This window comes from Klebsiella sp. 1SOBk10mer (assembly GCF_046602535.1).
Lineage (GTDB): Bacteria > Pseudomonadota > Gammaproteobacteria > Enterobacterales > Enterobacteriaceae > Klebsiella > Klebsiella quasipneumoniae.
Genome location: NZ_JBKIUP010000002.1, coordinates 825,623 through 840,992 on the forward strand (window position 1 = coordinate 825,623; position 15,370 = coordinate 840,992).

Genomic DNA, 15,370 nt, shown 5'->3' on the forward strand with positions numbered 1-15,370 from the left:
TATGAATCTGATTAAGAGTATTTCATCCATCGCCAGCTCATCAGTGCTTTCGCAGCTGATTGGCGCCTTTTCGGTCTGGCTTATCTCGCATCGTTATGGAATGGCGGAAGTCGGTCATTACGCGATGATCTATAGCAATGTGCTGATCGGCGCACAGGTCTGTACCTTTGCTTCGCAGCTATTGATTCCTCGCCAGGAGGATCATGAACTGGAGCAAAACGTGGTATTTTGCCTGCTGCAAAGCTTGCTGATGGCGATCCCGTGGGCGGTGATTACCGGGCTCATTTTTGACCTCAATATCGCCTTTCTCTATTTGCTCACCTTTGGCTATGCGCTGGTTCTGGTGGCGGAAAACCTTTCCCTGCGCGGCGGCAACTATCCTTTCCTCACCTTCCAGCGCATTGCGGTGTCGCTGGTGGTCGCCATCGCGCTGCTGGTGATGCCGAACCCTACGCTGTTTTATCTGGCGTGGATGGTCGGGATCCTGCTGCTGCTGGTCGCCTGCCTGGTTCGCCTGTTCAACTTTCGCAGCTTAACGTTGCACCACTTTTCACCTGCAGTGAATCTGCGTTTTATACGCGAGCACTGGCAGCATATCAGCCGCGTCGGCAGCGCCGAGGTGCTGGCGATGGCCAGTAATAATCTGCCGACAATGCTGATTAACGTCTGGTTCTCGCCGCTGGTCGCCGGATACTTTTCGGTGGTCAGCCGTTTCTGCCTGTCGCCGGTGATGATTATCGGCAACGCTGTGCGTAACTCCATCTTCTCTAAATGGTCGATGGATTTCCGCAACCACACCTTTAACTATCCGGAATATAAAAAGGTTCGCCTGCTGCTGCTGGGCGCCGCCGCGGTATGCATCCTTGGCATCTGGATTTTCTATCCGCTGGTAATGCGCCTTGGCTTTAGTGAGGAGTGGCTGAATTCGATTCCCACCTCGCGCTACATGCTACCTTATCTGTTCGCTGCGCTGGCGGTCAGCCCGCTCACGGTGATCGAACTGATCTTTGGTTCCCGCCGCTATTTCCTGCGCATTCAGATTGAGCAGTTACTCATTATCGTCATCGCCTTTATCGCCTTGCCGTACTTTGGCGTCACTTATGAAATCGCCCTGTTGACGTTCTCGTTCCTGACCTTCGCGCGGTACTTATTCATTTTGCTAAAAATGAATCAGCGGGCGAAAACGCTTTCTTTACAGGAGCAGAAAATATGCAGCTAAACACCGGCCGCTATCTTGAAGCCTATGCCCTGATGACGCTGGTGTTCTGCGGTACGGTCCAGTATTTCACCGGTATCTCGGCTGTGCTGTGGCTGCCATTTTTTCTGGTACTGGTGATGGCGGTACTGCTCCTGATGCAGAGCCGACAGCACCCCCTGGTCCTCACAGGACGTGAAAAGCTGATTCTGGCGCTATATCTCACCTTTATCCTTCTCGGACTGGTTTCAACGGTGCTGCAGTCAGGGATCGTGACCGCCATCGTCGGCTTTAAAAACGAGCTGGCGCTATCGCTGTTAATGTTCTGCATGCTGCTGGGCATGTTTAGCGAATCACAGCTGTACCGTTTGACCCGGCTTTTCTACTGGATTTACTACGTGCAGATCCCGGTCGCTATTTATCAGGTGATTTTCGTCGTGCCTAAACGAGTGGCGTTTCGCGGCGAAGATGAGAAGTGGGACTCGGTGGTCGGCACTTTTGGCGGTGATCCGATGGGCGGTGGCAACACCGCAGCGATGGGCATGTTCTGCCTGTTAATCATGCTGCTGAAAGTGTCGGAATTTAAGCACGGCATCTGTTCATTAAAATCGCTGGTGATTCACATCGCACTCGGGTTCTTCCTTTGCGTGGTCGGCGAAGTGAAATTCGTCATCCTGTTGTCACCGTTCCTGCTGGCTCTGCTGTGGATCCTGCCCGGCTACGTCAGCGGCGTGAGTAAAGTCAGCCTGCGATCGCTATTGATCATCGCCGCCGGCATGGCGCTGTTGATTTTTGTCGCTATCACCGTGCTGGCCTCAAACTACTCAGCGGCCTTCGGCGGCGACCCGACGAAAAGCGCGCTGTCGGTGTTTATCGATTCGCTAGGATACATTTTCGATACCAACTACATTATGCCAAGCGGCGAGCTGGGACGGTTCACCACCCTTTTCTTCTGGCTGCAGCATAACGAACTATTCGGCCCGGGCGGCATGCTGTTTGGTTACGGCCTTAACGCCACCAACAGCGGCAGCACCGTCTCGCCGGGCTATATCGGCGTCTGGTATCACCTGATCCTCGACTCCACCGCCCTAAGCATGCTGCTGTGGGAAGTGGGGATTATCGGCATCATTCTGTTCATTGGCACCATCGTCTCAATACTGGTCGCGATGCGGCCTAAAGAGACCTTTTCGCGCCACGATCTTAAGCTTGAGGATCTCCAGCTGCTTAGCTCAGCCCCGGCATTCTATGTCTTCGTCATTGGCTGCCTTCTCAGCCTGCCGTACAGCCAGATCCTGATGATCATTCCCATGCTACAGTTTTTATTATGGTTATCCCTTGGGGCGCTGATTGTCATCCACCGCGCTGTCCGTCTTAACTCCGGTACCCACTATGAATAAAACGCCATCCATTACCGTCAGCATCAAGACTCTGAACGAAGCGCAGGGCATCGAGAAAACGATCGATAGCGTGCGCAAACAGCTGCAACCGTATCCGCATCAAATTATCGTCGCCGACAGTTTATCAACGGATAACACCCGCGAACTGGCTATCGCGAAAGGCGCGATGGTGGTATGCCTGGATAACGCCGCCGACCGCTGCTGCGGTATCGGCCACCAACTGGGCTGGCTGTATAGTGAAGGCGATTATCTGCTGCTGCTGGATGGCGATATGGAGCTGGAACCGGGCTTTCTGGATACCGCGGTCGGATTTCTGGAGACACATCCCGAGTACGCGGGCGTCGCCGGCAGCGTCGAGATGGATGATGCCTCTAACTACGAGTTCAAATCGCGCAAGCAGCGCCTGCATCTGATCTATCCGCAAGGCGATACCGACCATCTGGGCGGCGGCGGCCTGTATCGCCGAGAAGCGATCGAGAAAATCGGCTACCTGACCAATCTCAACCTGCACGGCTACGAAGAAGCGGAGCTGGGAATTCGTTTGCAGGCGGCGGGTTACAAGCTGCATCGCCTGGCGGCGCCCTACTTCAGCCACGCCTCTTACACCATGCCGACCTTCAAAATGCTGGCCTACCGCTGGAAGAACGGTTTCCTGTGGGCTCCGGGCGAATTGCTGCGTAACTGCTGGGGGAAAGCCCATTTCCCGGCAGCGCTGCGGATTGTGCGTAATGAACTGATCTTCACTCTCTATCTTCTGGTTTTACTGGTCTGCCTGCTCACCTTTAACGGCAAAGTCATCGCCATTGCTTTGCTGCCGCTGCTGGCGTTTATCGGCCTGAAGGCCATTAAAAATAAATCGCTGCGCGATGGCGTGCAGAGCGCCATTAACTTATCGCTATTTTCTGCGGGGCTGCTGCGCGGGGTGATGAATTCAGTGCGCGATCCGATGAAACGCCCGGCGGTGACCGTCTCGAATCCACAGCATATTGATACTGAAAATGAAAATTCTCTTCGTTAACAAATTCTTCTTTATCAAAGGCGGCGCGGAAACCGTTTATTTTCAGGAGCGCGACGCGATGCTGCAAGCCGGCTACCAGGTGGTCGACTTCAGTATGCAGCACGCAGAAAATAAACCGTCGCCGTGGGAGGAATTTTTCGTCCATAACGTCGATTATCACGACAGTCACGGCCTGATGAGCAAAATCAAAGCCGGAGTAGACTTTATTTATAATGCCGAGGCCTGCGCAAAGCTCAACACCCTATTGCTGCGAGAGCGGCCGGACATTGTGCATTTTCATAATATCTATCACCAGCTTACGCCTGCCGTTATCGGCGTGGCGAAACGTTTTGGCTGCAAAACGGTACTCACCGCCCACGATTACAAAATCGTCTGTCCTTCGTACACCATGCTGCGCGATGGTCATGTCTGTGAAGAGTGCCTTACCGGGTCAGTGATCAACGCTTTTCGTCACCGCTGCCAGCAGGGCGATACTTTCAAAAGTCTGCTGCTATCGTTGGAAGCCTACTGGCAGAAGTTCGCCAAAAATTACGCCATGCTCGACTGTATCATCGCCCCAAGCGAATTTATGCGCCAGACTCTGCTGCGTAAGCTGCCCGACGCCCGCATTGAAGTGATCGTCAACGGTATTGATGCCAATAGCACCGTGCCCGGCGAAACTGCGGGCGACTATTTTCTCTATATTGGCCGCCTGAGTCGGGAAAAAGGCGTGCCGACGCTGGCGCAGGCACAGCAGAAAATGCAGGAGACGATGCCGCTGAAGATTGTCGGCGACGGCCCATTGGGCAAAGATCTGCGCACGCGTTTCAGTGGGCCACAATTCCTCGGCTACATGAAACACGGTGAGGAGCTGAATAACCTCATACGTGGGGCCCGCGCGGTGGTCGTCCCCTCCGAATATTATGAAAACTGCTCTATGTCGGTGCTCGAAGCCATGGCTTTTGGTCGCCCGGTGATCGGCGGCAATATTGGCGGCATTCCGGAACAGATTCGTGACGGCGTCGACGGCTATCTGGTTGAACCCGGCAATAGCGACGCGCTGGCACAACTAATGGACAAACTGGCTGCAGACCCTGAGCTGGCTCGCAGAATGGGAATTAACGCCCGCCAGCGGCTGGAAGAAAAATATGATCTCGCCCGCCACATGCAGGTGCTGCAGGCGCTTTATCAGCAACTTGTCGGGGAGACAAAATGACTATCAAAGTAACGGTGTTAGGCACTCGCGGGATCCCTGATGTACAGGGGGGCGTCGAAACCCATTGCCAGAACTTATACCCGGAAATCTATCGCCAGGGCAGCACGGACATCTGCGTGATTGCCCGCTCGCCGTATGTGAATTACCGCCGCAGCGAATATCAGGGCGTCAAACTCAAAAGCCTGTGGGCGCCGAAAAGCCGTAAATTCGAGGCCATTATCCATTCTACGCTGGCGGCGTTCAGTACTTTATTTGATGGATCGAACGTGGTGCACGTTCACGCCGTCGGCCCCGGTCTGGTGGTGCCGTTGCTTCGCTTTCTGGGAAAACGCGTCGTTTTTACCCATCATGGTCCAGATTACGATCGACAGAAATGGGGCCGGATGGCCAAAGAGATGCTGCGCCTTGGCGAAAAATGGGCGGTGAAATACGCCAATGAAGTGATCGTTATTTCCGAAGTTATCAATAATCTGATTAAGCACAAGCACGGCCGACATAACGCCCATGTTATCTACAACGGCGTGCGCCAGGTCGAACTGCCGCCTGCTAAACGGCAGGCGGCGATCCTCGATAAGTACGGTCTAAAACCGGGCCAGTATATTGTTGCCGTCGCCCGTTTTGTCGAAGAGAAAGGGCTGCACGATCTCGTTGCCGCCTATGCCGCCGCCGGGTGTTCGGTACCGCTGGTACTGATTGGCGATGCCGACCACGCCGATGAATATAGCGAACGCCTGAAAAAGCAGGCTGCTGCGACGCCAAACGTCATCCTCACCGGCTTTATCAGCGGCGCGCCGCTGCATACGCTGTTCTCGCAGGCCGGGCTATTCGTGCTGCCCTCTTATCATGAAGGATTGCCAATCGCATTGCTGGAAGCCATGTCGTGGTCGCTGCCAGTGGTGGTGAGCGACATTCCGGCCAACCTTGAAATAGGCCTGCCGCCAGCGGACTACTTCCCCGTCGGCAGCGTTCCGGCATTGACGCAAAAACTGCAACACTGGGTGGCGGGACAAAAAGCGGACTACAGCCAGTTTATGCCGAAGTACCGCTGGCCGGAAATTGCGGCACAAACCGCGCAAGTCTATCAGCGCTTAACGTAAGCAGGGTACTCGTGCCGAAATCTACATCTGAACTGGTGGTTGAGCGCTTCTATGCTGCGCTTGACGAGGAGGTGGAAACCTCATTAACCGCGGAGCAAAAACGCGGAATCGAACAGGCGCTGGTTCGCGCCAATCTGGCATCGCGCCATCGAATCGATTTTCGCCATAGCTTTCCGTTCCTGCATCGCCGCTATTTCGTGGTGTTTCTTTTTGGTCGGGATCTGCGCAAAGTCTCGCGCGAGAGCACCCTGTTCGGGCGCATCTTCGCGACCCTGCTGATTACGCTTGGCGTGGTGTTTGGCCTGCTGTCGATCCTGCTGGCGCTCTATATGCTGAAATCAGCATTAGGCATTGATGTGTTTAAGAATTTCCACGTCGGTATCTGGACGTGGTTTGTTAGTCTTCATGACCACATGACAAAGTGAAATGAGTATGGCGATATCATCTCTGCGTAGAGCTCCCTGGATTCGCACTCTGCTACTGATCAGCGCTTTTTCGACAGCGTCCGTGAGTGCGCAACCCATGGTCATCACGCCGCCCCCCTTCGATGGCCTGTTGATCAATCCGGGCATCGGCGTCGCCAGCTTTCATAATGGCTATGGTGAAAAACCGACCCGAGCCGAGTACCCCGATACCGGTTTTGAGTACGATCGCTTCTACTGGAGCGAGCTTGAGCCACAGGAAGGGGTCTACAATTTCGATCTGATCGATAACGCCTTTAGCGTCGCCGCCAACCATCAGCCAGCAATGAACGTTGGTTTGAGGGTGATGGTGCTCGACGATCCGCAAACGGGATCGAAAATTCCCGACTGGCTGATCGCCAAAGGGATCAAAGGCCAGTGGGTAGCCGACGGCAAAACCTTCGTTCCGGATCTCAGCGATCCAACTTTTATCACCTATGCGCAGAGGCTGCTGAAAGCCCTTGGTCAGCGTTACGACGGCAATCCTGAGCTGGCCTTCATCGATATCGGTATCGTCGGATCCTGGGGCGAATGGCACAATTCCAACTTTAGCGATATTCCGCCGTTAATGGAGAAATACACGCCGGATCAGCTCAATCGCTATGTTGATATGCATTTCGATAGCTTCCCGAAAACGCCGAAAGTCATGCTGATTAGCGGTGGTGATTCGCTGGCATGGGCCAGCCGCCGTGGCGCCGGCTGGCGGGCGGACTGCTGGGGCGACTGGCATAACTTCTCCAGCGACTGGAGCCATATGCGCGATGATTATCCACAGCGCCTTGCCGCCGCCCAGGCTGAGTCACCGGGGTTTGTCGATAGCTGGAAACGCGCGCCGGTCAGCCTTGAGATCTGCGGTTACATGAGCGAATGGCAGAGCGTGCAGCACTACACTCGCGAAGAGGTCCAGGCCACCTTCGACTGGGCGCTGCAGCAGCACGCCAGCACTTTGAACCTGAAATCACGACCCATTCCGGCGGAATATCGCGACATTGTCGATAAAGCCTTGCTGCGAATCGGCTACCGTTTCCGGGTCAACAAGCTCGCCTTTGCGACGCCGATTAAGGCAGGTAATCCATTAACGATCAATGTCACCTGGCGTAATGATGGCGTCGCCCCTGCCTATCTGCTCTACCTGGTACAGTGGCGCGTGGTCAACGCTGCCGGCGCTACGGTTACCCAGTTAAAAACGCAGGATGATGTGCGCCGCTGGCTGCCGGGGGATATGCAAAGCACTGTCACTCTGACGCTACCCACCTCGCTGCCCGCCGGCGATTACGCGCTGCAGACAGCCATTACCGATGCTCAGGGCAAGCCGCGGCTCCTGCTGGCCAACCAAGGCAAAACCGCCGACGGCTGGTATCAACTGACCACCTTTTCCATTAAGTAAACGGAGAATTCATGTCTAATGCCATCAGTCAGGTACGCCGCGAGATCAAACATACCGGCAGTATGAAGGCGAAAATCGCGATTCTACTCTATCGCCTCGCGACGCTGTATCGCAGCCGAAATCCGTTTTACAAGCTTCTCGGCATTCCATTCGTTATTCTCAATAAACTGATTAACGAATGCCTGTTTTGCGTCGAGCTACCCTGGCAAACGCGGATTGGCTATGGGCTGAAGCTGTATCACCCGCACTGCATCGTCCTCAACCGAGGTACCGTAATCGGTGAAAACTGTATCCTGCGTCAGGGAGCCACCATTGGCAGCCTGACGGATAGCGAAGGCCGCGAGGGACCAAGCCCAGTGATTGGCAATAACGTCGAATTCGGCGCCCACGTGGTGGTCATCGGTCCGGTAACATTGGGTGATAATGTCAAAATTGGCGCGGGGACCGTGGTGACGAAAGATCTGGCCGCCGGTCAGGTAGTGGTCGGCCAGCCATTCAGGGTGTTGTCATCTCATCGCGAAATGCAAGAATGACGGTACGTAAACCGTAACAGCAACGTAACGTTCGGAGGAGTCATCCGCTTCCCGGGACAGGAAGCGGATACCAGAGTATAGCCTACGCCCGCAGACGAACCGGCTCGCTGAAATCGTCGGCCGGTTCCAGCTTCAGATTAAAGGTGGTCAGCAGCGCTGCCGCGCGCTCGTGAAACTCGCGCAGCGTTTTTTCCAGTCTGTCGCTCACTTCCGGGTCGTCAATGTCGACCGCCTGCCATGACCCTTCTTTATTGAACAGACCAAACTGGTAGCTATAGGTGAAACGTGACTCTTGTGCTTCCATTTCCATCCACCAGCCCCAGAATTCACGCTTCTCCGGCGCGGGCTTAACATTGACGCAAACTGCCAGGCAATCGAAAAAGAAACGGTTGTCATGGCACTGCTCTTCGCGAATGTAAGGCCCTAGCGCCGTGAATTTCTTGATCAACTTACTTTTCAGGTGTCCACTCGGTAACGTCATTGCGATCTCCTTTAGTGATGCAACTGTTTTACCAAACCAATAGAATTTAGCAATAAATTAACCAAATCTATGATTGATCCAGCGGGCGATCTGTCGCAATGCGTGATCAAAATTGCGATACACCGGGTTAAACGGGATCTCCAGCAGTTTGCCATCGGCAGATGACGAGGTGATTAACCGCGACTCCTCTTCAGGGCTGAACGGATCATCCTTCCAGAAGCCGGAGAGCATCGGCGTCGGGCAACGGCGCCCCAGCAGTCCCTGGGTTTTGAGCGAATAGCGATTGAGCTCCACGCGCAGCGCTTCATCGGATGCGTCATGCATGCCCAGCCGCGAGGCCAGCACGTCGAGGTACATCTCCGGCACGCGCCCCTGATGCAGGGGATCCACCAGCAGACCGTGGACCACCGGCCCCAGACAGGCTACGGCCTTCAGCCGCTGCGGCTCCAGGTAACCGAGACGCACCGCGATATTGGCGCCAAAGCGGAAGCCGAAGGCGGCGACCCGGGTATGGTCAATCCACGGCACATTTTCCAGATGGCGCAGCGCGTGCTGATGCAGCAGGCTGGTGTCCTGATTCAGCGTCCATTTTGATGAGAAGCCGATGGAGGGCATATCAATGGTCAGCATGGCAATGCCGAGCGGTGAGAAGTAGTTTTCATACAGGTTGTAATAATCGGTCTGCAGCGAGTCCAGCCCCCCGCACATCAGCACCGTCGGAAACGGCCCCTCGCCTTTCGGCATATGCAAAAAGCCGGTTATCGGCGAGCCGCCAGGGATAGTAAACTCCAGCTCGCGCAGGGCGCCAGGCAGCCGCTGGGCGGCCTCTTCATACGCCCGGTTGGCTAAAGCCTGCGCCTGTTCCGCCAGCTCATCGCCTTTGATATGCGGATAAGCAGCAATGCTGTACAGGTTCGAAGCATGCAGCCAGTGGCGGCCGCTCAGCAAAGGATCGGCTTCCTGCCCGGCCTTTTGCTGCCACTGCATGGCTTCTTTCGCCCACTCAAAAATCCAGTTGCCGCCGCGATAGCCGATAACGGTATCGAACAGCTCGGGATCGGTTCGTTCGGCCTCGCTCATCACAATGCGCGCTTGGACATCGAGGATCTCCTGCGGGGTTACGCCGCGCCAGATCCACATTAAGCGATTGATCAGACGGTACCAGTGATCGACGTGATTGCCGCTCAGCGCTGACTGCATCGCCTGGGGTTTTCCGGCAGAAAACCGGCGCACCAGCGTAGAGGTTTCGGGATGTTTGAAGCGAGGTTTAAACAGCGTTTCGCTAAGGTTAGCCTGTGACATGTGCAGTCTCCGTCGTAGTGCCACTACGGATATTGTAACCTGCTAAAGGATAAAAAAAACCACGCCCGGCAAGCCGGGCGTGGTAAATAGCACTGTCCTGAAGAATTAACGACCTGCGATAGGCGGTACAAACACCACGCCCATATCCCACGGCTGTTCAATCCAGGTATCCTGCGGAATATCAACCACGTAATCATCCACCAGCGGACGGCCTGCCGGTTTGGCGAAAATGGTGACAAAGTGCGCTTTGGGATACATTTCGCGGATCGCCACAGCGGTCCCGCCGGTATCCACCAGATCGTCGATAACGATAAAGCCTTCACCATCGCCTTCCGCACGTTTCAGCACTTTCAGCTCGCGCTGGTTATCATGGTCGTAGCTGGAGATGCATACGGTATCAACATGACGAATGCCCAGTTCACGCGCCAGTAACGCTCCCGGTACCAGTCCGCCGCGGCTAACGGCAATAATGCCTTTCCATTGCTCAACCGGCAGCAGACGGCTGGCCAGTTTGCGGGCGTGAATCTGCAACATGTCCCAGGTGACGACGTATTTTTCGCTCATGTGAAGTGTCCCAGCCTGTGTAATACGGCTTAAATAATGTTCGAGGGGGAAAATGGTTGCGCGAGATTATAGAGATCTGACGCACTAAAAACCAGTGTTAAGCGGTTTGCGCAACGCTTTTTGCGTTGTTTACACTACCTGCGGCGGTGGAAAGTGGTATTCTCAACCCCATCGCGCAAGCCCGGGCTTGTTGTGTATTTTAACGCTAACCCTCGTCCTGCAACCGCTGTATGCAGGAGTCTGTAAGGAGACTTACCGTGTCTGAACTGTCTCAACTATCCCCGCAGCCGCTTTGGGATATTTTTGCCAAGATTTGCTCCATCCCGCACCCGTCCTATCACGAAGAACAGCTCGCCGAGCACATTATGGGTTGGGCAAAAGAAAAAGGCTTACACGCGGAACGCGACCAGGTTGGCAACATTCTGATTCGTAAAGGCGCGACTGCCGGTATGGAAAACCGTAAGCCGGTAGCGCTGCAGGCGCACCTCGATATGGTGCCGCAGAAAAATAACGACACCGTCCACGACTTCGCCAAAGATCCGATTCAGCCGTACATTGACGGCGAATGGGTGAAAGCGCGCGGCACCACGCTGGGCGCGGACAACGGTATCGGGATGGCGTCCGCACTGGCGGTACTGGCCGACGACAGCGTCGCTCACGGCCCGCTGGAAGTGCTGCTGACCATGACCGAAGAAGCCGGCATGGACGGTGCCTTCGGTCTGCAGGCCAACTGGCTGCAGGCCGATATCCTGATCAACACCGACTCCGAAGAAGAAGGCGAAATCTACATGGGTTGCGCCGGCGGGATCGATTTCACCTCTAACCTGGCGCTGACCCGCGAAGCGATTCCGGCCGGGTTCCAGAGCTTTAAAGTCACCTTAAAAGGGCTGAAAGGCGGCCACTCCGGCGGTGATATTCACCTTGGTCTGGGTAACGCCAACAAGCTGCTGTCGCGCTTCCTCGCCGGCCACGCCGATGAGCTGGATCTGCGTCTGGTCGATTTCAACGGCGGCACGTTGCGCAACGCCATCCCGCGTGAAGCTTACGCTACTGTCGCCGTCGCCGCGGATAAAGCCGATGCGCTGAAAGCGCTGGTGAATACTTACCAGGCGCTGCTGAAAAACGAGCTGGAGGCCAAAGAGAAGAACCTGGTGGTGCTCGTGGAAGCGGTCGATAACGACAAAGCGGCGCTGACTCAGGCTTCCCGCGACACTTTCATCCGTCTGCTGAACGCCACGCCGAACGGGGTTATCCGCAACTCTGACGTGGCGAAAGGCGTAGTGGAAACTTCGCTGAACGTCGGCGTCGTCACCATGACCGATGACAACGTACAGATCCACTGCCTGATCCGCTCGCTGATCGACAGCGGCAAAGACTACGTGGTCAGCATGCTGGATTCTCTGGGTAAGCTGGCGGGGGCGAAAACCGAAGCCAAAGGCGCTTACCCTGGCTGGCAACCGGACGCCAATTCGCCGGTGATGCACCTGGTGCGCGAGACCTATCAGCGTCTGTTCAACAAGACGCCGAACATCCAGATCATCCACGCCGGTCTGGAATGCGGCCTGTTCAAAAAACCGTATCCGGAAATGGACATGGTCTCCATCGGGCCGACCATTACCGGTCCGCACTCTCCGGATGAGCAGGTACATATCGAAAGCGTCGGCCAGTACTGGACGCTGCTGACCGAGCTGCTGAAAGCCATTCCGGCTAAATAAGCACCACCACCGGCGGCAGTCCGCCGCCGGTTTTTCACCCGCCTCACCTTAGCGACCCGCGCTTTCCATCCGGTAGTTAATAAACCACTCTCCGCGCGCCGCTACCCGCTGCTCAGCCACCACCTTAAAGCCATGGGCTGTAAAACAGGGTTTTGCCGTAATGCTGGCGTCCACCGTCAGGATTTGCGCAGGATACTGAGCGCAGAGCGCCTCGATAAGCGCGCCGCCGATACCCTGCCGGCCATGATCCGGCGAGACGAAGAGTAAATCGATATGCGTCCCGATGGCGGTGATAAAGCCAACCGGTTGATGCTCTACTTCCGCCACCAGCCCGATTGAATCAGCCAGCTTTTGCCGCCATCGCGTCTCATCCACCTGCGCCCAGGCCGCAATCTGCGCCGGGGTATAGTCCCGGCTGGCCGTTTCCCGCACCGCGCGCAGAAAGATCTGGCAGAGCAGTGGTAAATCGCTGTCGTGGTAAGGGCGAATGTGCATGGTTAAATCCCTAATAAAAGCTGCCTTTCCAGCTGCGGATCGAGCAGCGTTACGTGGAGCCCAACCAGACGCACGCCACGTCCGCCACGGCGCTCATCCCAGGCCTTGTGCGCGGTGGCAATCAGATCCGCTTTGTTCAGCCGCGGCCAGACGTGTTCCTGGGTGGTCAGCTGGAAGTCATTGAATTTCAGTTTAATCCCCTGACGGGCGATCAGCAGGTCCGGTTTAACCTTCGCCAGCCGGCGCTCCAGCTCCGGGTAGAGGTTTTCGATTATCGCTTCGCACTCCGGCCATTCGTGAATATCTTCCGCTAGGGTGCGCTCCACGCCCACCGACTTGCGCTGGCGGTCGTTATGGATTTCCCGCTCATCAATCCCGTGGCTGCGCTCCCACAAAATACGGCCAAATTTACCGAAGCGCTTAAGCAGCATGGCCAGATCGCTGTTCTGCACATCGCCACAGGTACGCAGGCCCATATTTTCCAGCTTCGCTGCCGATACCTTCCCGACGCCGGGTATTTTCGCCAGCGGCAGCGCCCGCACAAACTCAGCCACCTGATGGGGAGCGATAACGAACTGGCCGTTGGGTTTATTCATGTCAGAGGCGATTTTGGCAAGAAACTTTACCGGCGCGACCCCCGCCGAGGCGGTGAGGCGCAGCTCCCGTTCAATGGTTTCGCGGATCTCCTGGGCTATCAGGGTGGCCGACCCGTGACAATGCACGCTGTCGCTGACGTCAAGATAGGCTTCATCCAGCGACAGCGGCTCAATGCGCGAGGTGTAGCGGGAGAAAATTTCGCGGATATGGTTCGAGGCTTCTTTGTAGGCATCGAAGCGGCCGGGAAGCAGTGTGAGATGCGGGCACAGCTTGAGCGCTGTCGCCGTCGGCATAGCGCTGCGCACGCCAAACTTGCGCGCAGGATAGTTCGCGGTACTAATCACGCCACGCTGTACCCGACTGCCGCCTATTGCGAGGGGGATATCGCGCAACGCCGGGTTGTCGCGCATCTCCACCGCCGCAAAGAAACAGTCCATATCGACATGGATAATTTTACGCATCGTCAGACTCAACACTGTATACCCATACAGCATAGCAAAACTCGCTGCGAATTTGATGCTTTTTTTATTTCATCGGCTAAAAAAGCGGTCAAAACATAAAAATGCAATGAATTATGTTTATTTTCATAAAGTTAACCAATGAATCTGGAAGGTGTAATCATGAAGAAAATACTTACCGCACTTTGCCTGCTGGCCACCGCCGGCGCCTGGGCAGCCCCACAGCTGATTGCCCACCGCGGCGGCACCGGCGATGCGCCGGAAAATACCCTGCCAGCGATCAAGCTGGCGCTGGAGAATAACGCTGAGGCCATCTGGGTCACCGTGCAGTTAAGCCGCGACGGCGTGCCGGTGCTCTACCGGTCAAGCGATCTTTCCGCATTGACCAATAGCGAGGGCAAAGTTTCCAGTTTGACCGCCGCCGAGCTGGCGAAAGTCGATGCCGGCTGGAAATGGGGTGATGACAGCCACCCCTGGCGTGGCAAGCTGGCCACCATTCCCACGCTGCAAGCCGTTTTGCAGCAATGGCCGCACACATTCTTCTACATCGACATTAAATCTCCTGATGCCGACCCGACCGTGATGGGCGAGCGCCTGCTTGCGGTGTTAAAAGCCACGCACAGCCTCAATCGCGTACGGGTCTATTCCACCGAAGACCGCTATATCGCCGCGCTGCCGCCGGCTATTCCCCGCTTCGTCACCCGTAGCGAAACCCGCACCAGGCTCGCCAGTATTTCGCTCAGCCATCAGTGCCAACCTGCCAGCCAGCGCGAAGGCGAACAGTGGTATGGGCTGGAGCTGAAGCGCAAGGTAGAGGTGGTGGAGAAATTCACCTTTGGAGAAGGGATCTCCCCGGCGACGCTCACCTGGGATAAAGAGGCGATGGATTGCTTCCGCTCGCAGGGCAAAGCGCACATTATCTTCTTCGGCATCAACAGTGCGGAAGATTACCGCACGGCGAAGGCGCTGGGCGCTGACGGCGTGATGGTTGATTCCCCGGCGCAGGCGAAAAGCTGGCAGTAAGGGCGCAAAGGGAGAAAAAAGGCCGCGAAAGCGGCCTCACATTGCTGGCATGTTGTTGCCGGGTGGCGGCTGGCGCCTTACCCGGCCTACAAAACCGAAGCAGCAGACCCGGCAAGCGCAGCGCCACCGGGCACGGAGCCGCTTTATGCCGGGTGGCGGCTGCTCCTGACCCGGCCTACAAAACCGAAGCAGCAGGCCCGGTAAGCGCAGCGCCTCCGGGCCAAAATGGCCAAAGATTACAAAATACGCCGCTGCTGGCGCTGCGCCTCGCGGGCGAGACGTTTCTTACGCGCGTCGCAGGGCTCAGGACAGTCGCAGACTTTCTCCAGCCCCAGCGAGGAGATCCCCCCGCAGCTGCCCTGAATGCTCTTGCGCTTCACCAGGTAGCCCAGCGACATCCCGAGGATCACCAACGCAAAAATCACAAAGGTTGCGACAAACACCGTCAGCAT

Annotated in this window: 16 protein-coding genes; 10 read left to right on the forward strand and 6 right to left on the reverse strand. The window is 56.1% G+C overall.

What is annotated here, in order from left to right; all coding sequences use genetic code 11:
• The first annotated feature begins 1 nt into the window (after position 1).
• The 8 genes from ACLH1I_RS09685 to ACLH1I_RS09720 are packed head-to-tail and all read left to right on the forward strand — an operon-like array spanning position 2 to position 8,283.
• A complete protein-coding gene (locus ACLH1I_RS09685) occupies positions 2 to 1,219 on the forward strand; it encodes a lipopolysaccharide biosynthesis protein (RefSeq protein WP_048323077.1) in 1,218 nt (405 codons plus the stop codon).
• Entirely contained in the window at positions 1,210 to 2,592 is a 1,383-nt protein-coding gene (locus ACLH1I_RS09690; RefSeq protein ID WP_023319798.1) for a hypothetical protein, read from the forward strand. Before ACLH1I_RS09685 ends, ACLH1I_RS09690 begins: the two co-directional genes overlap by 10 nt.
• Positions 2,585 to 3,610: a glycosyltransferase family 2 protein gene (locus tag ACLH1I_RS09695; protein ID WP_004204650.1), complete on the forward strand. Its 1,026-nt coding sequence runs from the start codon at positions 2,585 to 2,587 to the stop codon at positions 3,608 to 3,610. Before ACLH1I_RS09690 ends, ACLH1I_RS09695 begins: the two co-directional genes overlap by 8 nt.
• A complete protein-coding gene (locus tag ACLH1I_RS09700; RefSeq protein WP_048294205.1) occupies positions 3,591 to 4,805 on the forward strand; it encodes a glycosyltransferase family 4 protein in 1,215 nt (404 codons plus the stop codon). Before ACLH1I_RS09695 ends, ACLH1I_RS09700 begins: the two co-directional genes overlap by 20 nt.
• Positions 4,802 to 5,902 (forward strand): glycosyltransferase family 4 protein, encoded by a 1,101-nt coding sequence (locus tag ACLH1I_RS09705; protein ID WP_043521483.1) that lies wholly within the window; start codon positions 4,802 to 4,804, stop codon positions 5,900 to 5,902. The genes ACLH1I_RS09700 and ACLH1I_RS09705 overlap by 4 nt, the downstream gene beginning before the upstream one ends.
• Positions 5,903 to 5,913: 11 nt before the next feature.
• Entirely contained in the window at positions 5,914 to 6,327 is a 414-nt protein-coding gene (locus ACLH1I_RS09710; protein ID WP_023319795.1) for a hypothetical protein, read from the forward strand.
• 7 nt (positions 6,328 to 6,334) lie between these two features.
• Positions 6,335 to 7,750 carry a DUF4832 domain-containing protein gene (locus ACLH1I_RS09715; protein ID WP_048326252.1) on the forward strand — a complete coding sequence of 472 codons (1,416 nt, stop codon included), beginning with the start codon at positions 6,335 to 6,337 and terminating at the stop codon, positions 7,748 to 7,750.
• A gap of 11 nt (positions 7,751 to 7,761) precedes the next feature.
• Positions 7,762 to 8,283 (forward strand): serine acetyltransferase, encoded by a 522-nt coding sequence (locus ACLH1I_RS09720; protein ID WP_004204645.1) that lies wholly within the window; start codon positions 7,762 to 7,764, stop codon positions 8,281 to 8,283.
• A gap of 82 nt (positions 8,284 to 8,365) precedes the next feature.
• Here the strand turns inward: ACLH1I_RS09720 and crl are convergent, their stop codons facing one another.
• The 3 genes from crl to gpt form a co-directional block, all read right to left on the reverse strand.
• Complete coding sequence (gene crl / locus ACLH1I_RS09725; protein ID WP_002889793.1) at positions 8,366 to 8,764, reverse strand: sigma factor-binding protein Crl; 399 nt, start codon at positions 8,762 to 8,764, stop codon at positions 8,366 to 8,368.
• Positions 8,765 to 8,821: 57 nt separating this feature from the next.
• Positions 8,822 to 10,066, reverse strand: a complete 1,245-nt coding sequence (gene frsA / locus ACLH1I_RS09730; protein ID WP_004204644.1) for an esterase FrsA — start codon at positions 10,064 to 10,066, stop codon at positions 8,822 to 8,824.
• A 105-nt stretch (positions 10,067 to 10,171) separates the two neighbouring features.
• Entirely contained in the window at positions 10,172 to 10,630 is a 459-nt protein-coding gene (gene gpt, locus ACLH1I_RS09735) for a xanthine phosphoribosyltransferase (protein WP_002889733.1), read from the reverse strand.
• 257 nt (positions 10,631 to 10,887) lie between these two features.
• On the opposite strand from gpt, the gene pepD reads away from it, so the two are divergent.
• On the forward strand, positions 10,888 to 12,345 hold the full coding sequence (pepD, locus tag ACLH1I_RS09740; RefSeq protein WP_004204643.1) for a cytosol nonspecific dipeptidase: 1,458 nt from the start codon (positions 10,888 to 10,890) through the stop codon (positions 12,343 to 12,345).
• Positions 12,346 to 12,393: 48 nt separating this feature from the next.
• Here the strand turns inward: pepD and ACLH1I_RS09745 are convergent, their stop codons facing one another.
• Together ACLH1I_RS09745 and dinB are read right to left on the reverse strand one after the other, a co-directional pair.
• Positions 12,394 to 12,840, reverse strand: a complete 447-nt coding sequence (locus ACLH1I_RS09745; protein ID WP_023319792.1) for a GNAT family N-acetyltransferase — start codon at positions 12,838 to 12,840, stop codon at positions 12,394 to 12,396.
• A gap of 2 nt (positions 12,841 to 12,842) precedes the next feature.
• Positions 12,843 to 13,898: a DNA polymerase IV gene (gene dinB, locus ACLH1I_RS09750; RefSeq protein ID WP_004204641.1), complete on the reverse strand. Its 1,056-nt coding sequence runs from the start codon at positions 13,896 to 13,898 to the stop codon at positions 12,843 to 12,845.
• A 159-nt stretch (positions 13,899 to 14,057) separates the two neighbouring features.
• Here dinB and ACLH1I_RS09755 point away from each other — a divergent pair, with 159 nt between their 5' ends.
• Positions 14,058 to 14,918 (forward strand): glycerophosphodiester phosphodiesterase family protein, encoded by an 861-nt coding sequence (locus ACLH1I_RS09755; RefSeq protein ID WP_198079542.1) that lies wholly within the window; start codon positions 14,058 to 14,060, stop codon positions 14,916 to 14,918.
• Between the two features lie 236 nt (positions 14,919 to 15,154).
• Here the strand turns inward: ACLH1I_RS09755 and nqrM are convergent, their stop codons facing one another.
• Positions 15,155 to 15,370, reverse strand: a complete 216-nt coding sequence (nqrM, locus tag ACLH1I_RS09760) for a (Na+)-NQR maturation NqrM (protein WP_004204638.1) — start codon at positions 15,368 to 15,370, stop codon at positions 15,155 to 15,157.